The organism is Rhodovarius lipocyclicus (assembly GCF_009900765.1).
GTDB lineage: Bacteria > Pseudomonadota > Alphaproteobacteria > Acetobacterales > Acetobacteraceae > Rhodovarius > Rhodovarius lipocyclicus.
Genome location: NZ_JAAABL010000001.1, coordinates 52,488 through 76,533 on the forward strand (window position 1 = coordinate 52,488; position 24,046 = coordinate 76,533).

Consider the following 24,046-nt stretch of genomic DNA (forward strand, 5'->3'; position numbering starts at 1 on the left):
CAACCCGAGGCGTGAATCAGCCGCTCAGATATCCCACCCGATGGAGCGGCGCAGGAACGCCGCGCCAAGGGCCGCGAAACTCGCCACCTCGGCATTGTCCTTGCCATAGCCATGCCCGCCGGCGGCGGGTTCGTAGAAGAAGGCCGAGTAGCCCATCGCCTGCAGCTTGGCAGCCATCTTGCGGGCATGGCCCGGGTGCACCCGGTCATCCCGCCGCGCGGTGGCCAGCAGGATGGGCGGGTAGGGCCGCCCCGGCTCCGCCACCTGATAGGCGGAGATGTGTTGCAGGAACGCCCAATCCGCCGCCACATCCGGGTCGCCGTATTCCGCGATCCAGCTCGCCCCGGCCAGCAGCTTGGTATAGCGGCGCATGTCGATCAGCGGGATGGTGCAGAACAGCGCGCCGAAGCGCTCGGGATAGCGCGTCAGCATATTGGCGATCAGCAGCCCGCCATTGGACCCGCCCTCGGCGGCGATGCGGCCGGGCACGGTCACGCCGCGCTTCACCAGATCGGCCGCGACGGCCGCGAAATCGTCGTGCGAGAGCGCCTTTTTCTCCCGCCGCCCGGCCTCATGCCAGCGGGTGCCGAATTCGCCGCCGCCGCGGATATTGGCGATCACGGTGGTGCCGCCCTTCTCCAGCCACAGCTTGCCCATCATGCCCTGGTAGTTCGGCAGGCGGGAAATCCGGAACCCGCCATACCCCGAGAGATGCACGGGCGCATCCCCGCTCTCCCCGGCCGGGCCGGTCTGCACATAGGGGATGCGCTCGCCATCCACCGACACAGCCTCATGCCGCGTCACCACCAACCCACGGGCGTCATAGATGGGCGAGGATCGGCGCAGCAGCACGGGTGTGGCCAGCGCCACGTCGCTCAGCAGCAGGCTGGCGGGGGTGATCGGGTCCTCGACCTGCACCAGCAGGGAGCCATCGGATTCCTCGGCCTCGGTATCCAGCGGCCATAGGCTGGCCACGCCGTTTTCCGACAGGCCCGCCAGCGCCCTGCCCTGCCACTCGCCGGGGGTGAAGATGGTGAAGCGCGGGCGCAATTCCTCCAGCACCGAGACCACCAGCCGGCCGTCGCACCAGAAGAAGCCTTGCAGGGCGGTGCGCTCGGCGGGGGTGAAGATCACCCGGCATTCCGGCGCGCCCGCCAGCACGGAATCGAGGCTGGCGACCAGCAGCGTGTCGGGGGCGTGGGTCTGGCCCGCATGGGTCCAGGGGCTGCGCGGGCGCAGCGCCACCCAGCCGCGCTGCCAGCGGAAATCCATGTCGCTCGGCAGGGCGATGCGCTGGCGCGGGCCGGAGCGGTCGCCCACATGCACCGCCACATCGTAGAAGCCCTGCTGATCGACGAAGATCAGCCGGTCGCCCTCACGGTCCAGGCTGCCCCAGGCGCCCATATGGTCCTCGGGCACGGCGAAGATGACCGGGGCCGTGGCCGGGTCGGTGCCGCGCGCCCACACCCGCACGGTGCGGGCATAGCCAGAGCGCGTGGCCATCCCCTCACCGAAGGCCGAGGCGACCAGCAGCGTGTCGCGGTCCAGCCAATCCACCCCGCCCTTGGCCTGGGGCAGATGGAAGCCGCCCGGCACCATGGCGCGGGTGTCCAGGTCGAATTCCCGCAGCACCACGGCGTCGCCGCCCCCGCGCGACAGGCGCAGCATGGCCCGGTCATGGCGGCCCGGCAGGGTGGCGGCACCTTGCCAGACCCAATCCTCGGCCTCCGCGCGGGCCAGCGCGTCCACATCCAGCAGCACCTGCCATTCGGGGGTTTCGCTGCGATAGGAAGCCAGCGTCGTGCGGCGCCACACCCCCCTGGGGTTCGCCGCGTCGGTCCAGAAATTATACAGCCAGGCGCCGCGCCGGGTCACATGCGGCAGCTTGTCCGGGCGGTCCAGCGCGGTGCGCACGGCGTCGCGGTCGGCCTCGAACCGCGCATCGGCGAAGCGGGCCAGGGTCGCGGCGTTCTGCGCCTCCACCCAGGCGATGGCGCGGGGGGCGTCGATCTCCTCCAGCCACAGCCAGGGGTCGTTGTCGGGGTCGGCGAGAGTCGGGAGGGAATCCATGCCCCAGGCTATCGCCGCAGCCCGTCCGCCACCAGATTGCAGCCCAGAACCGTCAGCAGGATGGCCAGCCCCGGCCACAGCGCGACCAGCGGGGCCTGGAACACCGCCTCCTGCGCGCCGGCCAGCATGTTGCCCCAACTGGCCGCCGGGGGCGCGATGCCGAGGCCCAGGAAGGACAGCGCGCTTTCCGCCAATATCGCCCCGCCCACCGCCAGCGCGGTGGCGACCGCCACAGGGCCCAGCAGCGCCGGCAGCACATGGCGCAGCAGCAGGCGCCCCTCGGGCACGCCCAGCGCCCGGGCGGCGCGGATGAAATCCATCGCCAGCACGGACATCGCGGCCGCCCGCGCCAGCCGCGCCACCCCCACCCAGCCGAAGATGGCCAGGATCAAGGCCACGCGCAGCACGTCCGAGGCCGCCTCGCCGCGCGGCAGGCCCAGCATGGCCGGGTCCAGCGCCGAGAGGATGATCAGCAAAGGCAGCGCGGGCAGCGCCAGCAGCGCGTCGGCCAGCCGCATCAGCACCGCATCGGCCAGCCCCCCGCGCCAGGCGGCCAGCATGCCCGCCAGTGTGCCCAGCACGGCCCCCATCAGCGCGGCCCCGACACCCACCGCCAGGGAAACCCGCGCCCCATGCAGCAGCCTGAGCGCCACGTCGCGCCCCAGATCATCCGTGCCCAGCGGATGCGTGGCCGAGGGCGGGGCATAGCGCGCGAACAGATCGGGCGCCCAGGGATCGAGGCCGAGCCACGACCCCGCCGTATCCGCCAGCAGCGCGGAGACCAGCACCACCCCGAGCAGGAACAGGCCCAGCCACAGCCTCATGCCAGGCGCGGGTCCAGCGCCCGTTGGCCGAGGTCGGCGGCCAGATTGCCCAGCATGGTCACCCCCGCCACCAGCAGCAGCGCGACCAGGGCCAGGTTGTAGTCGTTGCCCATCACGGCATCGAAGATCAGCTTGCCCATGCCGGGGCGGGCGAACAGCGTCTCCGTGATCACGGCGCCCGAGACCAGCGACCCCGCATCCAGGCCCAGCAGCGTGATCAACGGCACGGCGGCATTCGGCAAGGCGTGGCGCAGCGCCACCCGGCCCTCGGAGGCACCGCGCGCCCGGGCGGTGCGGATCCAGGGGTCGGCCATCGCGCCCCGCATGGCCGACAGCGCATGCCGCGCATAGGCCGCCATATGCCCGAAGGCCAGGGTCGCCACCGGCAGCACCAGGAAGGGCCAGCGGGGCTCCCCGCCCTCCGCCGCGCCGCCCGCCGGCAGCCAGCCCAGGGTGACGGCGAACAGGATGATCAGCAGGATGCCCAGCCAGAAGCCCGGCATGGCCTGGGCCAGCGCCGCCAGCCCCTGCACCGCGGGGCCGAGGCGCGGCCGCAGCGCCGCCAGCACGCCCAGCCCCACCCCCGCCAGCACCGCAAGCCCCAAGGCCAGCCCCAGCAAGGCCAGGCTGGACAGCAGCGCGGGCCCGATCAGCGCCAGCACCGGCCGCGCGAACAGCCGCGAATAGCCGAAATCCCCCCGCAGCACCGCGCCCGCCCAGCTGAGGTAGCGGGCCCAAAGCGGGCGATCCAGGCCATGCAGGGCGCGCAGGCGCTCGGCGTCGGCGGCGGTCAGGCGCGGGTCGGCGGTCAGGGCCAGGTCGATCGGGTCGCCCGGCATCAGCCCCAGCAGCAGGTAGAAGACGAGCGAGAGCGCGGCCAGCGTCAGCAGCATCTGCAACAGCCGCGCGGGGATGCTCACCGGCTGCGCCACTCCTCGGCCCACAGGCTGGTGGGGTTCAGGTGGCCGGTGGGGCGCACGCCCTCCAGCCACAGGGGCCAGACATGGGCATCCTGGCGGAACCACAGCGGCAGGCTGGGCAGTTCCTCGGCATAGATCGCCTGCAACCGGGCCCAGAGCGGGCGGCGGGCCTCGGCATCCAGCGTGGTGGGCAGGGCTTCCAGCAGCCGGTCCATCTCCGCATTGCGGAAGCCGGGGTAGTTCTGGCCGGAGAAATTGCGCGCGGCACTCGGGATCTCATCCGAATGTAGGCTGCTGCGCGGCACGGCTTCGGGGGCCGAGATCCAGGCATACATCGCCAGCCCCTGATGGCGCCGGCGCGACAGGGTCTCGGCGAAGAACACGCGCGGGGGCTCGTTGCGGATGCGCGCCTCGATCCCCGCCTGCCGCCACATCGCGGCCACCACCTGCTGCACCTGCTCACGCGATCGGTTGCCGGCGGTGGTCATCAGGTCCAGCACCAGGCGCGCGCCCTGTTCGTTGCGGCGGATGCCATCGGGGCCGGGGCGCCAGCCCGCTTCCTCCAGCAGGGCGGCGGCGCGGGCCGGGTCATAGGGGTATTGGCGGATGGCGGGGTCGGCCATGCGGTCCAGCGGGTTCACCGGGCCATGGGCCACGGTCTGCCGCCCGTCGAACAGCTGCGCCACGATGCGCGCGCGGTCTGTCGCCAGCAGCAGCGCCTGGCGCACCCGGCGGTCGGCCAGCACGGGGTTGTCCAGGTTGGTGTCCATGTGCTCGTAGATCAGGCCCGGGCGGTATTCCACATGGAAGCGGCCGCGCGCGCGGCGTTCCAGGGCGGCGGCCTGTTCCACCGGCAGGCCCAGCTCCCCCGCGATCATGTCGATCTGGCCCGAGAGCAATTGCGCCTCCAGCGCCGTGGTGTTCTCCACGGTGCGGATGCGGATCTCGCGGAATTGCGGCGCGAGGCCGGACCAGGCGGGGTTGCGCGCCAGGGTGATGCCCGCCCCCGGCTGCACCCCCGACACCCGGTACGGGCCGGACCACAGGCCGGGGTTGGTGGGGGCGGTATCGTACAGGGTGCGGGTGCGATAGGCGCGCGGGTCCGCCTGCCACACCGCGCGTTCCAGATGCGCGGGCAGCGGCTGGAAATCGCCCATCGAGGCGAAATCGAAGGTCACGCGGTCCAGCCGCATCTCGATGGTGCGCGGGTCGATCACCCGCAGCTCATAGGCGGAGCGGTAGAATTCGGCGGGGCCGAAGCCGGTCGCGTCCTCGCGCCCCGCCTGCCAGGCGAACAGCAGGTCCTCGGCGGTGATGGGCGTGCCGTCGCCCCATTTGAGGCCTTCGCGCAGGCGATAGGTCAGGCGCAGGCCGGGGCGGCCGTCGGGGGTGGCCTCGCGCACCGCCAGCCCGTTCTCGATGCTGGGCAGGGTCTCGCATTGCAGGCAGACCAGCGCCCAGTTCGGATCATAGGCCGTCAGCGGCCGGCGGGTGAAGCCCAGCACATAGGACTTCGCCGCCATGTTCTCGATATTGGGGTGCAGGGTGGAGGGGTATTGCGTGATGCCGATGGTCAGCGTCTCACGCGGTTGGGCCGTGGCGGGGCCGGCCAGCAAGGCCAGCACCGCCAGCAGACCCGCCCCGCCCCGCACGGCCATCAGCCCTTGGCCGCCTTATAGGCCCGGGCTTCCTCCAGGCTGGCCACGCCGCCGCGCGCGGCACTCCAGGCCACCGGGTTTTCCAGGAACTTGCGCACTTCCTTCAGGGCGCTTTCCTCGAAATACGGGCGCTCCTTGCACACCTCCAGCACATCCCACCAGGTGCACAGGGCATGCAGTTCCAGCCCCATTTCCTTCAGCGTCTCGAAGGAGCCCGGGAACACGCCGTAGTAGAACACCACGAAGGTGTGCTCGCAGATCGCACCCGCCTCACGCAGGGCATTGGCGAAGGCGATCTTGCTGCCGCCATCGGTGGTCAGGTCCTCGACCAGCAGGGTGCGCTTGCCCACCGGCACCTCGCCCTCGATCTGGGCGTTGCGGCCGAAGCCCTTGGGCTTTTTCCGCACATAGGTCATGGGGGCCATCATGCGGTCCGCCATCCAGGCCGCGAAGGGAATGCCCGCGGTCTCGCCACCGGCCACGGCCTCGATCGTCTCGAAGCCGACGCGGCGCTGGATCTTCTCCGCCCCCAGGTCGCAGATGCGGGTGCGGGCGCGCGGGAAGGAGATGATCTTGCGCACGTCGATATAGACGGGGCTCTTCCAGCCGGCGGTGAAGGTGTAGGGTTCCTCCGGCCGGAAATTGATGGCCTTGATCTCCAGCAGGATGCGGGCCGTGGTCAGCGCCGCGTCGCGGTCCCAGTCGGAAGCGTGGTGGATGGTCATGGGAATCTCCGTCTCGGGCCAACCATAATCGGGCGGCATCGGTAACGCGGGCGGGCGCTTCCGTCCATGAGGGGTATTATGCACGAAGCGAGGGTCTGGGTGTTACAGGACCCGCGGGCGGGCACGGCGGCGCAGGCCCTGGGCATCGCCGAGGCCCTGGGCGAGCCGTTCCGCGCCATTCCCCTCGGCTGGAGCCGCCTGGCCGCCCTGCCCCTGCCCTTCCCCAGCCTGTGGGGGCTGGATGCCGGAACGCGGGCGCGATTTTCGCCGCCCTGGCCCAGGCTGGTGATCTCCGCCGGGCGGCGGGCGGCGCCGGCGGCGCGCTGGCTGCGGGCGCGGGGCGCGCGCACGGTGCACTGCATGCGCCCGGGGCCCGGGGCCGGGGATTTCGACCTGCTGGTCATCCCCCACCACGACAACCCGGCCCCGGCCCCCAACACCCTGCCCATCCTGGGCGCCACCCACCGGATGACGGCCGCGAAGCTGACGGCCGCCCGGGCCGAATTCCCCCAATTCGCGGCCCTGCCCGGCCCGCGCGTGGCGCTGCTGCTGGGCGCGCTGGCGCCCGGGGCCGCCGCGCGCATCGGTGCGCAGGCCCGGGCGCTGGGCGGCTCGGTGCTCGCCACCACCTCTCGGCGCACCGGGGCGGAGGCAGCCGAGGCCCTGGCCGCCGCCCTGGCGGGGCATCCGCACAGCCTGTTCCGCTGGGGGGATGCGGGGCCGAACCCGTTCGTCGGGCTGCTGGGCCATGCGGATGCGGTGGTGGTCAGCGCCGACAGCATCTCCATGGCCAGCGAGGCGCTGGCCACCCCGGCCGCCTTATTTCTGGCCGACCCGGGCGGGCTCGGCCCGCGCCACCGCGCCTTCGCCGAGAGCCTGGTCGCGGCGGGCGAGGCGCGCTGGCTTTCGGCCGATGCCACCCTATTTCCCCGGGTGCCGCGTAACGAAACCACGCGCGTGGCCGAAGCCATCCGCGAGAGGGGATTTCTGTGAGACATTCGGCATGAAGCGCGGATTACGGGCAAGCGCCCGAACGGGCGCCGCCGGCAGTCCGGCGAAGCCCAGGAAACCGGAGGTTTCCGCCCGGCGTCTGAGGGTTGGGACGACGAACATCCTCGCTCACCGCAGGGGAGCGGGGATGTGACGCAACTCTGGCAGGACCGGGCGGGGCGGGTTTCCGCCCTGCGCATCGTGGCTTTGGCGGGCATGCTGGCGCCGCTGTTCTGGCTGATGGCCCAGCCCTGGCTGGCCTCTGACCCGTTGGATGAGGTGATCTCGATCTCCGGCACCGTCACGCTGCGGCTGCTGGTGATCACGCTGGCCGTCACGCCGTTCGGCCGGATCTCCGGCCGGGGGCGGGTGTTCGACGTGCGGCGCATGCTGGGGGTGGGGGCCGCGCTGTGGGGCGCCTTGCACCTGGCCTTCTATTGCGCCGACCAGGCCTGGGATGTGGCCACCATCCTGGATGAGATCTGGAAGCGCTTCTACCTGACGCTCGGCATCATCGCCCTGCTGGGGATGGGGCTGCTGGCCATCACCTCCACCGATGGCTGGGTGCGGCGGCTGAAGCGCAATTGGTACCGGCTGCATTGGCTGATGTACCCGATCGTGCCGCTCGGCCTGTGGCACGCGGCGCTGCAGGGCAAGGCCACCCCGGATGAGGCCGTGCTGCTGACCGGCGTCACCCTGTTCCTGTTCCTCTGGCGTCTGCTGCCCGATGCGCCGCGCCGCCGGCTGGTGTGGATGCTGCCCCTGGCGCTGCTGATGTGGCCGCTGGCCACGGGCATCGAATATCTGTGGTTCGCCAATGCCACCCGGCTGCCGGCGGCCCGCATCTTCGCCGCCAATTGGGACTGGGCGCTGGCCCCGCGCCCGGCGGCGCAGGTGGGCCTCGTGCTGCTGACGGGACTGATCGCGGCGGGCCTTGTGCGCCGGCCGGGCCGGGCGTAACCGGGTTCCGAGCCTTTTGGGAGGGACCATTCATGGCCGCACGCAAGCACCGCATCGCCGTCATCCCCGGGGATGGCATCGGCAAGGAAACCACCCCCGAAGGCATCCGCGTGCTGGAGGCCGCCGGCCGCCGCTTCGGCTTCGAGCTGGAACTGAAGGAATACGACTGGTCCTGCGACGTCTATGCCAAGACCGGCAAGATGATGCCCGAGGACGGCCTCGACCAGCTGAAGGAAAGCGACAGCATCTTCCTGGGCGCCGTGGGCTGGCCCGGCGTGCCCGACCATGTCTCGCTGTGGGGCCTGCTGATCCCGATCCGCCGCGGCTTCGACCAGTATGCCAATGTGCGCCCCTGCAAGCTGATGCCGGGCGCCAAGACCCCGCTGGCCAACCGCACCCCCGCCGAGATCGACTTCTACGTGGTGCGCGAGAACACGGAGGGCGAGTACAGCTCCGTCGGCGGCCGCATGTTCCCTGGCACGGAGCGCGAATTCGTCTCCCAGCAGTCGATCCTGACGCGCATCGGCACCGACCGCATCATGAAGTATGCCTTCGAGCTGGCGATGACCCGCCCGCGCCGGAAGGTGACCAGCGCCACCAAGTCCAACGGCATCACCTACACCATGCCGTATTGGGACGAGCGCTTCGAGGAAATGGCCAAGTCCTATCCCGAGGTGAAGACCGACGTCTTCCACATCGACATCCTGTGCGCGCATTTCGTGCAGCACCCGGACTGGTTCGACGTGGTGGTGGGCTCCAACCTGTTCGGGGACATCCTGTCGGACCTCGGCCCCGCCGTCGCGGGCTCCATCGGCATCGCGCCCAGCGCGAACATCAACCCGGAGAAGGTGTTCCCCTCGATGTTCGAGCCGGTGCATGGCTCGGCGCCGGACATCGCGGGCAAGTGGGTGTGCAACCCGATCGGCCAGATCTGGTCCGGCGCCATGATGCTGGAGCATCTGGGCGAGAAGGAAGCCGCGGACGCCATCGTGAAGACCATCGAGGTGATGCTGGCCGAGGGCGGCCCGCGCACCCGCGACCTGGGCGGCAATGCCGGCACGCTGGATGTGGGCAAGGCCCTGGCCGAGGCCGTGGCCAAGTTCTGATCTTGGGGGCGGCGGCTCAGGCCGCCGCCTTCTTTGTATTGTTGTGCCCTCAGACGCCGGGCGGCGGCATCCGCCGCCTTGGCTTCGCCGGACTTCCGGCGGGCCGCATTCGCGGCCTTGCGGCTCAGGCTGCCGCCTTCTCCGCGTCGTAGCGCAGCTGGTTCGCCGTCACCTCGGGCATGTGGCTTTCGGCCCAGACCCGCAGCGCATCCACCGTATCGGCCAGCGTGCGCCCCAGCGGCGTGATCGCGTATTCCACCGTGACCGGCACGGTGGCGAAGGCGCTGCGGCTGACCAGCCCGTCGCGTTCCAGGCTGCGCAGCGTCTGCGCCAGCATCTTCTGCGACAACCCCTCCACCTCTCGCCGCAGGCGGTTGAAGCGCATGGGCTCGCGCGCCAGCAGCCCCAGCAGCAGCACCGCCCATTTGTCGGCGATGCGGTCCAGCACCATCCGGGTCGGGCAATTGGCGCTGTAGGCGTCGGGCAGTTGCATGCGGTTTCCTCGCGGTAACCAGGTGAGGTTGCGGTGCGTTCTTTACACGCTGGGGAACGATACGCCACTTGGTATCCCATAGAAACCACCAAGGACGCATTCCATGCGCATCGCTCTCATCGGCGCCACCGGCAATGCCGGCTCCCGCATCCTCGCGGAACTGTCGCGCCGCGGCCATGCCGTCACCGCCATCTCCCGCAATCCGGCCAAGACCCCTGCCCTGCCCGGCGTCACGGCGCGCCAGGGCGATGTGTTCGACCAGGCGGGCCTCGCGGCCATCCTGGCCGGGCATGACGCGGTCATCAGCGCCGTGCATTTCCTGGCGAGCGACGCCAAAACGCTGATCGGGGCCGTGAAAACCTCCGGCGTGCCGCGCTATCTGGTGGTGGGCGGCGCCGGCAGCCTGGAGGTGGCGCCGGGCAAGCGCCTGGTCGATCAGCCGGACTTCCCGCCGCAATACCATGCCGAGGCCAGCGCCGGCGCGGCCTTCCTGGACCTGCTGCGGGCCGAGACGGAGCTGGACTGGACCTTCCTCTCCCCCTCCGCCCTGTTCACCCCCGGTGAGCGCACGGGCAAGTTCCGCCTGGGCACCGACCAGTTGCTGGTGAATGAGAAGGGCAGCGGCATCTCCTTCGAGGACTACGCCATCGCCTTGGCGGATGAGCTGGAAAAACCCGCCCACTCCCGCCAGCGCTTCACAGTGGGCTACTGAAGCCCGCCAGGCGGTCGCGGATCACGCCAGAGACCGCATCCACGGCTTCGCGGCGCGGAAAGGCGTTGCGCCACACCAGGCGCACCAGCCGGCCCGCGCCGCCCTCCAGCGGGCGCAGCACCAGCCCGGCATCCTGCGCCGCCCCGGCGGCCAGGCCGGGGATCAGTGTGGTGCCATAGCCGGCGGCCACCATGTTCAACAGCGTTGGCAGGCTGGCGGCGCGCAGCAGCGGTTCCTCCGGCCCGGTGGCGCGGCAGACCGACAGCGCCTGTTCGCGCAGGCAATGCCCATCGGCCAGCACCAGCACATCGGGGGCGAGTTCTGCCTCCGACACGCGCTCCCGCCCGGCCAGGGCGTGGTCGGGCGGCAGGGCGGCCAGGAAGGGTTCCTCGAACAGCGGCAGGCTGGACAGGTCGGTGCCGTCGGGCTCCGTGGCCAGCAGGGCGGCGTCCAGCTCATGCGCGCGCAGCCCGGCCAGCAGGGCGTTGGTCACATCCTCCCACGGTTCCAGCCGCAGGGCGGGCAGCGCCTGGCGGATCGGCCCGAACACCAGTGGCAGCAGATACGGCGCGAGGGTGGGGATCACCCCCAGCCGGAAGCGCCCGGCCAGCGGGTCCCGCGCGCAGCGGGCGCCTTCCTGCACGGCTTCCACCGCCGCCACGGCGGCCTGGAATCGCGGCAGCATCTCCCGCCCCTGCGGGGTCAGCGCCACGCCGCGCCCGCCGCGCTCGAACAGGGTCACGCCCAGCTCCTCCTCCAGCTTGCGCAGCTGGGTGGACAGGGTGGGCTGGCTGACGGCGCAGGCCTCGGCGGCGCGGCCGAAATGCAGGTGCTCGGCCACGGCCAGCACATATTGCAGTTCACGCAGGTTCATGCGGGCCATGATAGCGCAATCAGCCCCGGCTATCGGCCCGTTCAGGAACATGAATTTCCAAGACAGCCCCGCCCCCGGTAGGAATCCTGGCAGAACATTCCTCCAGGAGCCGCCATGCCCCCGCGTCTGACCACCTCCGCCGGTGCGCCCATCGCCGACAACCAGAACAGCCTGACCGCTGGCCCACGCGGCCCGGTGCTGCTGCAGGACTGGCAACTGATCGAGAAGCTGGCCCACCAGAACCGCGAACGCATCCCCGAGCGCGTGGTGCACGCCAAGGGCTGGGGCGCCTTCGGCACCCTGACCGTGACGCACGACATCACCCGCTACACCCGCGCCGCCCTGTTCGGCGCGGTGGGCAAGACAACCGAGATGCTGATGCGCTTCTCGACCGTCGCCGGTGAGCAGGGGGCGGCCGACGCCGAGCGCGACGTGCGCGGCTTCGCGATGAAATTCTACACCGAGGAAGGCAACTGGGACCTGGTGGGCAACAACACGCCCGTCTTCTTCATCCGCGACCCGCTGAAATTCCCGGATTTCATCCGCACCCAGAAGCGCCACCCGCAGACCAACCTGCGCAGCCCCACCGCCATGTGGGATTTCTGGTCGCTGAGCCCCGAGAGCCTGCACCAGGTGACCATCCTGATGAGCGACCGCGGCCTGCCCGTGGCGCCCATGTACATGAACGGCTACGGCAGCCACACCTATGGCATGTGGAACGCGGTCGGTGAGCGCGTGTGGGTGAAGTTCCACTTCAAGACCATGCAGGGCCACCGCCACTACACCAATGCCGAGGCCGCCGAGGTCATCGGCCGCTCCCGCGAGACCTATCAGGAGGAACTGTTCGGCACGATCTCGCGCGGGGAATTCCCGCGCTGGCGGCTGCAGATCCAGGTCATGACGCCGGAGCAGGCGGAACAGACCCCCTTCAACCCCTTCGACCTGACCAAGGTCTGGCCGCACGCCGACTTCCCGCTGATCGACGTGGGCGTGGTGGAGCTGAACCGCAACGCCCGCAACTACTTCGCGGAGATCGAGCAGGCGGCGTTCAGCCCCTCCAACTTCGTGCCGGGCATCGGCGCCAGCCCGGATAAGATGCTGCAGGCCCGCATCTTCGCCTATGCCGATGCCCACCGGTATCGCCTGGGCACGCATTACGAGGCCCTGCCGGTGAACGCGCCTAAGTGCCCGGTGCATCACTATCACAAGGACGGGTCGATGCGGTTCTTCCAGAACGACACCGGCAACCCCGATGCCTATTACGAACCCAACAGCATGGGCGGGCCAGTGCAAGACCCGGGCGTGGCCGAGCCGCCGCTGCCCCTCCAGGGCAACGCCGACCGCTGGAACCACCGCGAGGGCAATGACGATTTCAGCCAGCCTCGCGCACTGTTCCTGCTGATGGATGCCGGCCAGCGCCAGCGCCTGTTCAGCAACATCGCGGCGGCGATGGGCGGCGTGCCGCGGGCCATCATCGACCGGCAGATCGCGCTGTTCGACCAGGTGCACCCCGAATACGGCGCCGGGGTGCGCGCGGCCATGGCCTGATCAGTCGCCGCCCACATGGGTGCTGGCCATCTCCAGCAGGTCCAGATCATGTTCGAGGGCGTGCAGCACCTCATCATGGATCTGGCCCGTCCGGTGCAGGCGGAGCAGCTCCGCCCGCCCGGCGCGGATGGCGGCCAGCACCACGGAGAAATGCGCGTCCCGCTCGGCGGCCAGCCCCTCGGGCTCGCGGCTGAAACGCTCGGCCACGCGGGCGCGATAGGTGAACTGTTCCAGCAGGCGCGGGTGGCGCAGCTGGCCCTGGGCATCATGGGCCAGGCGCTTCACCACCTCCGCCTGCACGGCGGTCATGCGCGCGCGGGCCTGGGCGCGCGTCAGATAGCGGCTGTGGCGGTCCGTGGCGTCCAGCCCCAGCAGATGGATCAGCGGCCCCAGCGTGCTGCCCTGCAACAGCACCGTGACCAGGATGACGGCGAAGGCCGAGGCCAGGATCAGGTCGCGGCCGGCCATCTCCTCCGGCACCGACAGCGCCACGGCCAGCGTCACCACGCCACGCATCCCCGCCCAACTCAGGACGGTGGAGGCCGCGGCCGAAAAGCGCCGGTCGCCATGCTGCGTCACCCGGCAGCGGGCGCTGCGGAAGCCTTCCGCCGCGAAGACATAAATGAAGCGCGAGACGATCACCGCCAGCACCACCGCCAGCACCGGCGGGCCAAGCAGGGCCAAGGTTTCCCCGGCACCGCCCAGGCGATCCACCACACCGCGCAGCGACAGGCCGATCAGGATGAACACCATGGCTTCCAGCAGGAAGACCACCACCTCCCACGTCGCGGTGGCGCGCACGCGCACGCCGGCACTGAAGACCTCATGCTGGTACCAGCCGAAGACGAGGCCCGCCGCGACCGTGGCGATCACGCCCGACAGGTGCAGCGCCTCGGCCCCCGCATAGGCGGCCCAGGGCAACAGGAAGGTGGAGACGATCATCAGGTGCGGCTGCTTCAGGCGCGGCAGCAGCCGCACCAGGGCGAAGCCGAAGGCCGTGCCCAGCACCGCCCCGCCCAGCGCCAGCCAGGTGAAGGTCACCACCGCCTCGCCCAGGCTGAAGGTGCCGGTCAGCGCGGCGGCCACCGCGAAGCGGAACAGCACGAGGCCGGAGGCATCGTTGAGCAGGCTCTCGCCTTCCAGCATCACGGTCAGGCGGCGGGGCAGGCGCACGCGCTCCAGCACCGCCTTGGCGGCCACGGCATCGGGCGGCGAGACCACCGCCCCCAGCGCGAAGCAAGCGGCCCAGGGCAGGCCCGGCACCACCCAATGCACCACCACCCCCACCAGCAGGGTGGTGAAGATCACGGCACCCACCGCCAGGCTCAGAATCCCCGCGATGTTGCGCTTGAAGTCCGACAGCACGGTGAAATAGGCGCTGACCATCAGCAGCGGCGGCAGGAACAGCAGCAAGACCAGTTCATGGTCCAGTTCCAGCACCGGCGCGCCAGGCAGGAAGGCCAGGGCGATGCCGCCCAGGATCAGGGCGGCGGCGGGCGGCAGGCGCAGGCGTTGCGCCAGCCATTCCAGGCCCATGACGGCCACCAGCAGGAACAGGATGAATTCGAAGGTCGCAACAGGATGCATGCCCCCTGATGCGCGAGGCAGCCCGCCCCGCGCAAGAAGGCTTGTGCTTTAATCCGTCACTTCCACCCGAGCGTCGCGCACCACCTGCTGCCAACGGGCCATGTCGGCGCGCCAGACAGCGTCGAACTCGGCCGGGCCCGCGACCGCGACCTCGGCGCCCAGGTTCTTCAGTTTGCGCTGGCCATCGGGCGACAGCGCCGTCTCGCGGATCGCGGCCGACAGGCGCTCGGTCACGGCCGGGTCCATCCGCGCCGGGCCGAACACGCCCACCCAGCTGGTCACCACGAAATCGGGCATGCCGGCCTCGGCCATGGTGGGGACATCCGGCAGGGATTCGACCCGCGCCGGAGACGTCACGGCCAGCGCGCGCATGTTGCCCGACTGGATCTGCCCGATCACGGAGGGCAAATTGTCGAACATCACGTCCACCAGCCCGGCATTGATGTCGATCTGCACCTGCGCGCCCCCGCGATAGGGCACATGGGTCATGTTCAGCCCCGTGCGCAGGCGGAACAGCTCCCCGGTCAGATGGATCGAAGTGCCGGCGCCCTGGGAGCCGAAGGTGATGCCGCGCGGCTTGGCGCGGGACTGGGTGATGAACTCCTGCACCGTGCGGGCCGGGTTGTCGGCCTTCACCACCATCACATTGGCGAATTCCGCGATGCGCGCGACAGCCGTGAAATCGCGCGCCGTGTCGAAGGGCAAATTGCGCCGCACGGCGGGGGTGACGCCATGGGTGCCCGCGCCGCCGATCAGCAAGGTGGTGCCATCGGGGTTGGCGCGCGCCACCGCCTCGCTGCCGATCGAGCCGCCGGCGCCCGGCCGGTTTTCCACCACCACCGGGTTGCCCAGGCGCTGCTGGATGCCCTCGGCCAGGGCGCGGCCCACCAGGTCGAACGACCCGCCAGCCGTGTAGCCCACCACCAGGCGCACCGTGCGCGAGGCGTCCCAACCCTGCGCCAGCGCGGGCGAGGCCAAGGCGGTGGCGGCCAGGAATGCGCGTCTTCTCATGCGGGTGTCCCCCATCCCCCGGCCCCGCCGGTGGCCATCACCAGCCGGTCGCCGGTTTGTAGAACCGTGCTCAGTTTCGAGCGGATTTCCTCACGCCGACCATCGGCGCGCAGCACATGCGCCTCCGAGACCTGGCCATCGCCACCGCCCGCCGCGCCGCGCGCGGGGTGGAAGTGCCGCTCGCCGCGGAAGGTCAGCGTCAGCGGGCCGCGCAGCACCTCATATTCGCGGATGGTGCCGCAGCCGCCCGGGTGCAGCCCCACCCCGCCCGAGCCGCGCCGCACCGCCAGCCGGTGCACGCGCACGGGGGCATCCATCTCCATCGCCTCGGCGGGCTGGTTCATGGTGTTGCCGATATCGGTCGAGACACAGTTCACGCCCGGGCGTTCGGCGCTGCCGCCGCTGCCGCCCTGCATCGCCTCCGTCACCACGAAGGCGGCACCGTTCCCGTCCCGCCCCGACAGCGCCATCACCACGCTGACGCCGGAATTGGCGGCGGGGATGCGGTCCGGCAGGGCCTGGGCCAGGGCGCCGAGGATGGCATTGGTCAGCAGCTTCACCGTGGCCGTGCGGGCGTTCACGGCGGCCGGCGCGCGGGGGTTCAGCAGCGAGCCCTCGGGCAGAATGACGGTCAGCGGGCGGAAGCAGCCGCCATTGTTCGGAATGTCGGCCCCCGTCACGGCGCGGATGGCGAAATAGGCGCCCGCCATCACCCCCGCCGGCACGGCGTTCACCGGCCCCTTCACCTGCGGCGAGGTGCCGGTGAAATCGAGCGTGATGGTGTCGTCCTTCACGGTCACGGTCACGCGCAGCGGCACCGGCTGGTCCAGCACGACGCCGTCATTGTCCAGCGCGTCCTCATACACCCATTGGCCGTCGGGCATGGCGCGGATGGCGGCGCGTGTGGCGGCCTCGGCGCGGTCCACCAACTCCCGCATCATCGCGGTCAGGGGGGCGGCGCCATGGCGGGCCGCCAGCTCCTGCAGGCGCGTCACGGCGGCGCGGCAGGCGGCGATCTGCGCGTTCAGATCCCACTCGAAGGCATCGGGGGTGCGGATGTTGCAGGCGATGATGCGCAGGATCTGCTCATCCACCACCCCATCGCGGCCGAGGCGCAGGGGCGGCAGGCGCAGCCCCTCATGGAAGATCTCGGTGGCGTTGGTGGGCACAGAGCCGGGGGTCAGCCCGCCCATATCCTGGTGATGGAAGATGGTGCCGGCCAGCGCCACCACCTCACCATCCACGAAGACCGGCATCATCAGCGACACGTCCGGGATATGCGTGCCGCCATCATACGGGTCGTTCATCGCGTAGATGTCGCCGGGACGCATGGTCGCCAGCGGGTATTGCCGCAGCAGCCGCTGCACGGCGGGCAGCAGGCAGCCCAGCAGCAAGGGCAGAGAGACGGACTGCGCCATCACCGTGCCGTCCGGCAGGAAGATGCTGGCCGAGGCGTCGTTCGCCTCCCGCACGATGGGCGAGACAGCGCTGCGCAGCATGATGCCCTGCATTTCCTCCGCAATGCCTTCCAGGCGGCGGCGGATGATTTCCAGCGTTGCCGGGTCATGCTGGGTCATGCCGTTTTCTCCAGCAGCAGATGAGAGGGATGGACCGTCAGCACCCAGCCGGGCGGGATGATGGTGGTGCTGTCCGCCTGCTCGATGATGGCGGGGCCGGTCAGGCGCTGGCCGGGCGCCAGCCGCGCGCGGTGCAGCACCGGCACCTCCAGCGCCTGGCCCGCGATGGTGGCAGGGCGGGTGCCATCCGGGGTCGAGGCATGGCTGGGCCAGGCCATGGCGGCGGCAGGCGGGCGGGCGCGCTGCACCACCCGCAATTCCACCAGCCGCACCGGGGCATCGCGGGTGTGGCCATAGGTGGCGCGATGCGCCTCGATGAAGCCCCGGCGGATCGCCTCGCCCGGCGTGTCGCAGCCCAGGGGCACCGCCACTTCCAGCGTGTGGCCCTGGCCCATGAAGCTGGCGGCGGCGGAGATCTCGGTCTCGGTGGCGGCGGCACCCTCGGCGGCCATGGCGGCGGCGCAGCGGGCGCTCAGGCCCGCGATGGCGTCGCGCAAGCGGGCCTCCGGCAGGCGCTCCAGAGAGCGGAAGAAGCACTGGGTGGCATCGTGTTCCAGCGGCGCTTCCAGCAGGCCGGTCGCGGCCAGCACGCCGGGGGCGGCGGGTACCACGATGCGGTCCATGCCCAGATCCTCGGCGATGGCCGCCGCATGCAGCCCGCCGCCACCGCCCGCGGGCAGCAGGGGGAAGTCGCGCGGGTCGATGCCGCGCGCGACGGTCATCTGGCGCACCGCCTCCGCCATCGTGGCGTTGATGACGCGGTGGATGGCGGTCGCGGCCTGGATCACGGTCAGGCCCAGGGGCTCGGCGATGTCCTTGCGGATGGCGGCCTCGGCCAGGGTCGGGTCCAGGCGCAGCTCGCCATTGGCGAAGCGCGTGGGGTCCACCAGCCCCAGCACCACGGAGGCATCGAGCACCGTGGGCCGCGTGCCGCCGCGCCCATAGCAGGCCGGCCCCGGATCGGCGCCGGCCGAGCGCGGGCCCACCCGCAGCCCCCCCGCCGCGTCGATCCAGGCGATGGAGCCGCCGCCCGCGGCCACTGCCAGCACATCGGCCGTCGGCACCCGCACCGGGAACTGGCCGATGCGGCCATCATGGCGCAGGGCGGGCGTGCCGTTCTCGATCAGCGCCACATCGGCGCTGGTGCCGCCCACATCGATGGACACGCCGCGCTGGAACCCGGCATCCCGCAGCACACTGGCCGCCCCGATCGCCGCCGCCGAGGGGCCGGACAGCGTGAGGCGGATCGGCCGCCCCCGCGCCGCCGCCGCCCCCAGCAGCCCGCCGCGCGAGTGCATCACCTGCAAGGGCACCGCCACCCCCTGCCCGGTCAGGATGGTTTCGATGCGGCCCAGATAGTCGCTCATCACCGGCTTCAGCGCGGCGTCGAAGACGGTGGCGCAGCTGCGCTCGTATTCGCGAATGGCCGGGTCCACCTCGGACGACAGCGACACGGCCAGGCCCGGCGCCTCGCGCGCCACGATCTCCCGCGCGCGCTGTTCGTGGGCGGGGTTCAGGAAGGCGAACAGGAAGGAAATGGCGATGGCCTGCACGCCCTGGGCCAGCAGGGCGCGCACGGCGGCGGCCACCCCGGCCTCGTCCAGGGGCGCGATCTCCTCGCCCTCCGGCCCGATGCGGCCGGCGACACCCAGGCGGCGTTCGGCCGGCACCACATCCACCGGCGTCTGCGGCCCGAAGCTGAGGTCGTAGTTGGAGGCGCGGACCATCCGCCCGATCTCCAGCACATCCTCGAACCCTTCGGTGGTGATCAGGCCGACGCGCGCGGCCGTGCCCTCCAGGATGGCGTTGGTCGCCACCGTGGTGCCGTGCAGGAAACGGGCGACGGCGTCCCCTTCCCCATCCCCCAGCAAGCGGGCCAGGGCCACGCCCACCGCCTGGGCGGGGTCTTTGGGCGTGCTGGGGACTTTCAGCAGCCGGGTGCTGCCATCCGATGCGCGGCACACCGCATCCGTGAAGGTGCCGCCGATGTCGATGCCGATTTCGTATGTCACGGCGGTAAGGTTCCTGTCGGATTGTCAGACAGTCAACCCCGCTGGAACAGCGTTACTCCAGAAACTGGAAGCCCATGCTGCGCGCGTGATAGTGCAGCCCGCCATCCTGCACGATCAGAAAGCGGGCCTGCACGCCGCCCGCATTGTGGTGGGAATGCGCGTCGCCCGCCGGCGTCACCAGCGTGTTCCATTGCGCCCAGGGGTGCGCGGCCCCGGCGATCAGGGAATGGCAGTGCTCGCCCTGCACCACCAGCGTGATCGCCGCCGAATTGTGCCGGTGCGCGCGCTGGAAGGCCCCGGGCGGCAGGGTGTTCAGCGAGAGCGTCAGCGTGGGCGTGATGTTCCGCCACGCCTCCAGCCCTTCCGACGAAAAGATCAGCGCATGGCCCGAGGTCGTCTCATTGCTGCCCATGCCGGTGATGAGGGCGAGCTGGCGCTCGATCTCGACGGCGGGATAGTGCACGGGCGGCAGCAGAGAGGGGGTCGGGTTCAGTGCCTCGAAGGCCAGCATGGGTTCGTTGGTGACGATCCACAGCACGCTGCGCCCGGCCGCCGCCACGCGCGCGGCACCGGGCAGCAGGAACACGTCGCCCGCGCCGTAATGGAAGGTTTCGCCCGCCGCCGCCACCTCGCCCGCGCCCTGGATGACATAGGCGATGGCGCCGGTGGCGCGGAAAGCCAGGTCCAGCGCCTGCCCCGCCGCGATGGTGGCATAGCGCGCCAGCATCAGCGGGCTGGTCGCGGGGAAGTCGCAGCCGATGGCCGCGGACTGGTCGCAAGGCAGCAGGCCGGTGGGGGCCTCGGGCGCCAGGGCGGCGGCCGCTACGGTGCTGAACTCCCCGGCGGGCACCGGCGGCAGCTTGATGTTGAAGGCATTGCCCGAATTGAAGAAGCGCGCCCGCGCGGCGGCGGGGCTGGCGGGGGCCTCGGGCAGTTGCACGGGCAGGTCGGCCATATCCATCTCAGGCATCCTCTTCCAGCAAAACGCGCAGGGTTTCGGCCAGCACGGCGGCGCCCGCCTGCACATTGGCGGGCTCCGACCATTCCAGCGGCGAGTGGCTGATGCCCTCGCGGCAGGGGATGAAGATCATCGCCGAGGGGCAGCGCGGGGCCATGTGCCGCGCGTCATGCCCCGCCGCCGACAGGATGGCCATGGCCGGATAGCCGAGCTTTTCGGCGGCCTGGGCGATGCGCGCGCGCAGGGCGGGATCGAACTCGCTGCTCGGCGCGTCCACCAGCCGCGTCACCTTCACCGCGCAGGGGGCGGCGAGGCGTTCGGCGATCTGTTCCAGCAGCGCGCCATGGGCCTGCAGCGCGGTGTTGTCCGGGTGGCGCAGGTCGATGCGGAAGGTGACACGCCCCGGCACCACGGAGGGCGCGTTGGGCTCCACCTTCACCATGCCGATGGTGAATTTCACGATGGGGTCGGCCTCGCCCACCAGGCGCTGCATCTCCGCCGCGATACGGGCGAAGGCGACCACCGCGTCGCGGCGCTCGGCCATGTCCAGCGTGCCGGCATGGCCCTCGGCGCCGGTCAGCGCGATCTCCCAGGTGATCTTGCCCTGGATGCCGGTGACGATGCCGATGGGGGTCTGGGCGGCCTCCAGGAAGGGGCCCTGCTCGATATGCGGCTCGATATAGGCATGCACCGGAAAGCCGAAGGGGCGGCGCGGCAGATCGGCGAACTGCGCCAGATGCGCGTCGATGGCCTCCCCGGCCGAGATGCCCTTCGCGTCGCGGCAGGCGCGGATGGCCTCGATGGAGCGGTAGCCGGAGAACGCCTCGCTGCCCATCATGCCGGGCGCGAAGCGGCTGCCTTCCTCATTCATCCAGGCCACGACCGTGACGTCGCGCGGGGGTGTGGCGGGCAGGCCGGAAGCCGCCTCGAAGGCCGAGATCACGCCGAAGGCGCCGTCGAACTTCCCACCCGTGGGCTGGGTGTCGATATGGCTGCCGAGCATGATGGGCGGCAGCGCGCGGTCGCGCCCCGGCCGGGTCAGGAACAGGTTGGCCGCGTCATCCGTCGCGGCCTCCATCCCCGCTTCCCCGGCCCAGCGCAGCAGCAGGCGCCAGGCCTCGGCCTCGCCGGGCGTCAGGGCCTGGCGGTTCACGCCGCCATCGCCCGTGTCGCCGATGGCGGCCAGCGCCATCAGCCGGTCCCATGCGCTCATTTCGTGCGCATGATCTGGCCGGGCAGCGCGCGCGGGTCGCGCTTCGCCCAGGCGCCGGCTTCCACCTGGGCGATGAATTCCGCCAGCAGCCCATTGAACCAGGCCGGTTCCTCCAGGTTCAGCGTGTGGCCGGTCTTGGGGAACACCGACAGGCCGCAGGCCGGCAGCGTCTTCTTCAGGAAGATGCCGGGCTGCAGGCAGTGGTCGTCCTCATCGCCCACCACCACCAGGGTCGGCACTTCCATCTTCGCCAGCTCGGCTTCCAGATCGTACAGCGACGGCCGGCGCGCCTGCACGCCGCGCATGGTGTTGGCGGCGCCCAGGCTGGAATGGGTGGCCAGCCGGTCCGCGAATTCGCGCCAGCCGCGCGGGTCCTTGTTCTGGAACTGCACGCGGGAGGCACCCTCGGCATAGATCGGCGCGAAGTTCGCGGCCCCTTCCTTCTCGAACCGGTCGGCGACCTCCAGCGAGACGCCGCGGAAGTAATCCTCGTACTGCTTCTCGGCGCCGTAGCCAGCACCGGCCACGGTCAGGGAGAGCGCGCGGTCGGCAGCGCGCAGGCCGAAATGCACGGTGGCGAAACCGCCCATGGAAAGGCCCACGATATGCGCCTTGGGGATGTTCAGCCCATCCAGCACGGCCACCGCATCGGCCACGGCAATGAGCTGGGAATACTTCTCCACATCCGCCGGCACGTCGCTGGGCGGATAGCCGCGCGCGGCATAGGTGATGCAGCGGTGCCGCCGCGCGAAGTAGCGCATCTGCGGCTCCCAGCTTTCGTGGTTGCCGCCGAATTCGTGGATGAACAGGATGGGTGTGCCCTGCCCGGCTTCCTCGTAATGCAGCTGGATGCCGTCGGGCGTGGTGATCTTGGGCATGGGGGCTTCCTTCAGAACTGGGCGGGCACGTCGTTCAGGCTGCGCGCTTCCTCGACCAGAGCGGGCAGCAGGGCGCAGAGCTTTTCCGCCCATTCGCTGGGGACGGAGGTGCTGATCTTGATGAAGCGGTCCCCGAAGCGGGCCGTGTGATAGGTGCCCTGGCGGATCATGATGCCATGGCGGCGGGCGGCCTCGACCAGCGCCTCCGGCCGGACATCCGTGGTCTCGATCACCAGGAAATTGCCGTGGCTGGGCCAGACGGGGAAGGAGAAGCCGGGCAGCTTCAGGAAGGCATCGCGGACCATCGCCTTGTTGGCGTTGTCGATGCGGCGCACCTCTGCCATCCACTCGGCCTTCACCGAAAGCCCCGCCAGCGCCGCGCGCTGCGCGATGACGGAAGCGCCGAGCACGGAAGTGCCCTGCCCCGCGAATTCCTCCAGCAGCGCGGGCGGCACCACCAGCGCGCCGATGCGCAAGCCAGCGAGGCCCAGCCATTTGGAGAAGCTGACCGACACCACGGCATTGTCCGGGGCGGCCTTCAGCGCCGGGAAATGCCCGTCGGCGAAGTCGCGGTAGGTGCAGTCATGCACCAGCAGCGCGTTGAACTTTTCCGCGATGGCCGCGAAGGCGCGGATCTCGGCCTCGGTGTAGCGGATGCCGAGCGGGTTGTTCGGGTCCACCAGATAGATCACCGTGGTGCGTGCGTCGCAGGCCGCCTCCAGCGCCTCGGGCGTCAGGCGATAGCCGCAGGCGGCGTCGTAGATCGGGATCTCGATCACCTCCGCCCCCGCCTGGCGGGCGAACAGGCAGGGCCATTTCCAGGTGGGGTCGGTGGTGACGAAGGTGGTGCCGGGCTTGCAGCGCGCGCGGCAGACCAGCGCCAGCGCGTTCACGCCGCCCTCGGTGACGATGGCCTCGGCCCCCGTCAGGCCCAGGTCGGCCACGATGGCCGAGCGCAGCGCCTCGAAGCCCAGCGGGGGCGCGTAGGCGTTGAACTCGCCGGCCTCGATGGCCGCGATCATCGCCGCCTTCACCGCCGGGTGCGCCGGGATGTGATTGGTGTTCTGCCCCATCCAGACCAGATCCGGCGTGGAGGTCAGCTCGTCGAAATAGCGGTTGCGGATCAGCGCGCTGGACATCAGATCACGCTCCCGCGGGCCGCGATGCCGCCGTCGATCGTCACGATGGTGCCCGAGATATAGGCCGCGCGCGGCGAGGACAGGAACGCCGCCAGATCGGCGCATTCGCGCGCGGTGGCGGGGCGCTTGCCGGGATACTTGTCGTACAGTTCCTCCCACCGGCTTTCGTCGCCCAGCATGTCGATGGCCTTGCGGCGCATGATCTTTAGCATGCGGTCGGTGGCGACGGGGCCGGGGTTGATGCCCAGCACGCGGATGCCGTCATCCAGGCTGCGGCCGCCGATCGCCTTGGTGAAGGACATCAGCGCGGCATTGCCGGTGGAACCCGCGAAATAGCTGGCATCCCAGTTCTCGCCGGAATTGCCGATGATGTTCAGGATCACGCCGTCCTTACCCTTCATGCGCGGGTAGTAGAGGCGTGTGAGGGTGATGTAGCCGAACACCTTCAGGTCGAAGCCCTTCCGGATCGCCTCATCGGTCACGATCTCCAGCGAGCCCGCGGGGATGTCGCCCGCGTTGTTCACCAGGATGTCTATGTCCGGGGCGGCGGCGGCCAGCGCCTCCATGGCGGCGGTGCTGCCCAGATCGGCCTCATGCACCGTGACCTTCACGCCGAAATCGGCGCGCAGCCGGGTGGCGGCGGCTTCCATGGCGGCACCGTTGCGGGCGGCCAGATGGAGGTCGCAGCCCTCGGCGGCGAACACCTCGGCACAGGCCAGGCCGATGCCCTTGGAGGCACCGGTGATGAGGACGGTCTTGTTGGCGAGGTCGAGCTGCACGAGTCACTCCTG

General features: G+C 70.7%; 21 protein-coding genes. 5 read left to right on the forward strand and 16 right to left on the reverse strand.

The genetic code is table 11. The features are described from left to right. Window positions 1-24: 24 nt before the first annotated feature. Genes GT007_RS00235 through GT007_RS00255 form a run of 5 tightly spaced genes read right to left on the reverse strand, consistent with a single transcriptional unit; the run spans window position 25 to window position 6,197 of the window. Window positions 25-2,070 (reverse strand): prolyl oligopeptidase family serine peptidase, encoded by a 2,046-nt coding sequence (locus tag GT007_RS00235; RefSeq protein WP_160119560.1) that lies wholly within the window; start codon window positions 2,068-2,070, stop codon window positions 25-27. A gap of 8 nt (window positions 2,071-2,078) precedes the next feature. Next, window positions 2,079-2,894: an ABC transporter permease gene (locus GT007_RS00240; RefSeq protein WP_160119561.1), complete on the reverse strand. Its 816-nt coding sequence runs from the start codon at window positions 2,892-2,894 to the stop codon at window positions 2,079-2,081. After that, window positions 2,891-3,814 (reverse strand): ABC transporter permease, encoded by a 924-nt coding sequence (locus GT007_RS00245; protein WP_328798926.1) that lies wholly within the window; start codon window positions 3,812-3,814, stop codon window positions 2,891-2,893. The genes GT007_RS00240 and GT007_RS00245 overlap by 4 nt, the downstream gene beginning before the upstream one ends. Beyond that, window positions 3,811-5,472 (reverse strand): peptide ABC transporter substrate-binding protein, encoded by a 1,662-nt coding sequence (locus GT007_RS00250; RefSeq protein ID WP_160119562.1) that lies wholly within the window; start codon window positions 5,470-5,472, stop codon window positions 3,811-3,813. Before GT007_RS00250 ends, GT007_RS00245 begins: the two co-directional genes overlap by 4 nt. Next, window positions 5,472-6,197 (reverse strand): orotate phosphoribosyltransferase, encoded by a 726-nt coding sequence (locus GT007_RS00255; RefSeq protein ID WP_160119563.1) that lies wholly within the window; start codon window positions 6,195-6,197, stop codon window positions 5,472-5,474. The genes GT007_RS00250 and GT007_RS00255 overlap by 1 nt, the downstream gene beginning before the upstream one ends. Window positions 6,198-6,296: 99 nt before the next feature. On the opposite strand from GT007_RS00255, the gene GT007_RS00260 reads away from it, so the two are divergent. The 3 genes from GT007_RS00260 to GT007_RS00270 all read left to right on the forward strand — a co-directional run bounded on the left by GT007_RS00260 (window position 6,297) and on the right by GT007_RS00270 (window position 9,253). Further along, window positions 6,297-7,190, forward strand: coding sequence for a mitochondrial fission ELM1 family protein (locus tag GT007_RS00260; RefSeq protein ID WP_236571416.1), 894 nt, complete (start codon window positions 6,297-6,299; stop codon window positions 7,188-7,190). A gap of 147 nt (window positions 7,191-7,337) precedes the next feature. Next, the gene (locus GT007_RS00265) at window positions 7,338-8,147 is read left to right on the forward strand and encodes a protein-methionine-sulfoxide reductase heme-binding subunit MsrQ (protein WP_160119565.1); all 810 of its coding nucleotides are present in this window, start codon (window positions 7,338-7,340) and stop codon (window positions 8,145-8,147) included. A 32-nt stretch (window positions 8,148-8,179) separates the two neighbouring features. After that, entirely contained in the window at window positions 8,180-9,253 is a 1,074-nt protein-coding gene (locus GT007_RS00270; RefSeq protein ID WP_160119566.1) for a tartrate dehydrogenase, read from the forward strand. Window positions 9,254-9,377: 124 nt separating this feature from the next. On the opposite strand, the gene GT007_RS00275 is transcribed toward GT007_RS00270, so the two are convergent. After that, window positions 9,378-9,746 carry a winged helix-turn-helix transcriptional regulator gene (locus GT007_RS00275; protein WP_160119567.1) on the reverse strand — a complete coding sequence of 123 codons (369 nt, stop codon included), beginning with the start codon at window positions 9,744-9,746 and terminating at the stop codon, window positions 9,378-9,380. A 103-nt stretch (window positions 9,747-9,849) separates the two neighbouring features. Between GT007_RS00275 and GT007_RS00280 the strand changes: the two genes are divergently transcribed. After that, window positions 9,850-10,458: an NAD(P)-dependent oxidoreductase gene (locus GT007_RS00280; RefSeq protein ID WP_160119568.1), complete on the forward strand. Its 609-nt coding sequence runs from the start codon at window positions 9,850-9,852 to the stop codon at window positions 10,456-10,458. Here GT007_RS00280 and GT007_RS00285 read toward each other — a convergent pair. Continuing rightward, window positions 10,442-11,341, reverse strand: a complete 900-nt coding sequence (locus GT007_RS00285) for a hydrogen peroxide-inducible genes activator (protein ID WP_201451748.1) — start codon at window positions 11,339-11,341, stop codon at window positions 10,442-10,444. The two genes, GT007_RS00280 and GT007_RS00285, sit on opposite strands and share 17 nt — an antisense overlap. Window positions 11,342-11,446: 105 nt before the next feature. Between GT007_RS00285 and GT007_RS00290 the strand changes: the two genes are divergently transcribed. Further along, window positions 11,447-12,880, forward strand: a complete 1,434-nt coding sequence (locus tag GT007_RS00290; RefSeq protein WP_160119569.1) for a catalase — start codon at window positions 11,447-11,449, stop codon at window positions 12,878-12,880. Here the strand turns inward: GT007_RS00290 and GT007_RS00295 are convergent, their stop codons facing one another. From GT007_RS00295 to GT007_RS00335, 9 genes are read right to left on the reverse strand one after another with little or no spacing between them, the layout of a single operon-like run. After that, entirely contained in the window at window positions 12,881-14,467 is a 1,587-nt protein-coding gene (locus GT007_RS00295; RefSeq protein WP_160119570.1) for a Na+/H+ antiporter, read from the reverse strand. 48 nt (window positions 14,468-14,515) lie between these two features. Continuing rightward, window positions 14,516-15,478 carry a Bug family tripartite tricarboxylate transporter substrate binding protein gene (locus tag GT007_RS00300; RefSeq protein ID WP_160119571.1) on the reverse strand — a complete coding sequence of 321 codons (963 nt, stop codon included), beginning with the start codon at window positions 15,476-15,478 and terminating at the stop codon, window positions 14,516-14,518. Then, window positions 15,475-17,055: a hydantoinase B/oxoprolinase family protein gene (locus GT007_RS00305; RefSeq protein ID WP_160119572.1), complete on the reverse strand. Its 1,581-nt coding sequence runs from the start codon at window positions 17,053-17,055 to the stop codon at window positions 15,475-15,477. The genes GT007_RS00300 and GT007_RS00305 overlap by 4 nt, the downstream gene beginning before the upstream one ends. Next, window positions 17,052-19,067 carry a hydantoinase/oxoprolinase family protein gene (locus GT007_RS00310; protein ID WP_160119573.1) on the reverse strand — a complete coding sequence of 672 codons (2,016 nt, stop codon included), beginning with the start codon at window positions 19,065-19,067 and terminating at the stop codon, window positions 17,052-17,054. Before GT007_RS00310 ends, GT007_RS00305 begins: the two co-directional genes overlap by 4 nt. 52 nt (window positions 19,068-19,119) lie before the next feature. Then, a complete protein-coding gene (locus GT007_RS00315; RefSeq protein WP_160119574.1) occupies window positions 19,120-20,028 on the reverse strand; it encodes an AraC family ligand binding domain-containing protein in 909 nt (302 codons plus the stop codon). Window position 20,029: 1 nt separating this feature from the next. Next, complete coding sequence (locus tag GT007_RS00320) at window positions 20,030-21,238, reverse strand: M20 family metallo-hydrolase (RefSeq protein ID WP_160119575.1); 1,209 nt, start codon at window positions 21,236-21,238, stop codon at window positions 20,030-20,032. Next, window positions 21,235-22,116: an alpha/beta fold hydrolase gene (locus GT007_RS00325; protein ID WP_201451749.1), complete on the reverse strand. Its 882-nt coding sequence runs from the start codon at window positions 22,114-22,116 to the stop codon at window positions 21,235-21,237. The genes GT007_RS00320 and GT007_RS00325 overlap by 4 nt, the downstream gene beginning before the upstream one ends. Window positions 22,117-22,127: 11 nt before the next feature. After that, window positions 22,128-23,255, reverse strand: coding sequence for a pyridoxal phosphate-dependent aminotransferase (locus GT007_RS00330; RefSeq protein WP_160119577.1), 1,128 nt, complete (start codon window positions 23,253-23,255; stop codon window positions 22,128-22,130). Continuing rightward, a complete protein-coding gene (locus GT007_RS00335; RefSeq protein WP_160119578.1) occupies window positions 23,255-24,034 on the reverse strand; it encodes an SDR family oxidoreductase in 780 nt (259 codons plus the stop codon). Before GT007_RS00335 ends, GT007_RS00330 begins: the two co-directional genes overlap by 1 nt. Window positions 24,035-24,046 lie beyond the last annotated feature (12 nt).

What these genes read in the sequence shown, in the direction of transcription:
- GT007_RS00255 (WP_160119563.1), bottom strand. Translation starts at nt 6,197, where the DNA reads ATGACCATCCACCACGCTTCCGACTGGGACCGCGACGCGGCGCTGACC.
- GT007_RS00325 (WP_201451749.1), bottom strand. Translation starts at nt 22,116, where the DNA reads ATGCCCAAGATCACCACGCCCGACGGCATCCAGCTGCATTACGAGGAA.
- GT007_RS00295 (WP_160119570.1), bottom strand. Translation starts at nt 14,467, where the DNA reads ATGCATCCTGTTGCGACCTTCGAATTCATCCTGTTCCTGCTGGTGGCC.
- GT007_RS00285 (WP_201451748.1), bottom strand. Translation starts at nt 11,341, where the DNA reads ATGGCCCGCATGAACCTGCGTGAACTGCAATATGTGCTGGCCGTGGCC.
- GT007_RS00235 (WP_160119560.1), bottom strand. Translation starts at nt 2,070, where the DNA reads ATGGATTCCCTCCCGACTCTCGCCGACCCCGACAACGACCCCTGGCTG.
- GT007_RS00275 (WP_160119567.1), bottom strand. Translation starts at nt 9,746, where the DNA reads ATGCAACTGCCCGACGCCTACAGCGCCAATTGCCCGACCCGGATGGTG.
- GT007_RS00270 (WP_160119566.1), top strand. Translation starts at nt 8,180, where the DNA reads ATGGCCGCACGCAAGCACCGCATCGCCGTCATCCCCGGGGATGGCATC.
- GT007_RS00330 (WP_160119577.1), bottom strand. Translation starts at nt 23,255, where the DNA reads ATGTCCAGCGCGCTGATCCGCAACCGCTATTTCGACGAGCTGACCTCC.
- GT007_RS00250 (WP_160119562.1), bottom strand. Translation starts at nt 5,472, where the DNA reads ATGGCCGTGCGGGGCGGGGCGGGTCTGCTGGCGGTGCTGGCCTTGCTG.
- GT007_RS00290 (WP_160119569.1), top strand. Translation starts at nt 11,447, where the DNA reads ATGCCCCCGCGTCTGACCACCTCCGCCGGTGCGCCCATCGCCGACAAC.
- GT007_RS00320 (WP_160119575.1), bottom strand. Translation starts at nt 21,238, where the DNA reads ATGAGCGCATGGGACCGGCTGATGGCGCTGGCCGCCATCGGCGACACG.
- GT007_RS00300 (WP_160119571.1), bottom strand. Translation starts at nt 15,478, where the DNA reads ATGAGAAGACGCGCATTCCTGGCCGCCACCGCCTTGGCCTCGCCCGCG.
- GT007_RS00315 (WP_160119574.1), bottom strand. Translation starts at nt 20,028, where the DNA reads ATGGATATGGCCGACCTGCCCGTGCAACTGCCCGAGGCCCCCGCCAGC.
- GT007_RS00305 (WP_160119572.1), bottom strand. Translation starts at nt 17,055, where the DNA reads ATGACCCAGCATGACCCGGCAACGCTGGAAATCATCCGCCGCCGCCTG.
- GT007_RS00280 (WP_160119568.1), top strand. Translation starts at nt 9,850, where the DNA reads ATGCGCATCGCTCTCATCGGCGCCACCGGCAATGCCGGCTCCCGCATC.
- GT007_RS00240 (WP_160119561.1), bottom strand. Translation starts at nt 2,894, where the DNA reads ATGAGGCTGTGGCTGGGCCTGTTCCTGCTCGGGGTGGTGCTGGTCTCC.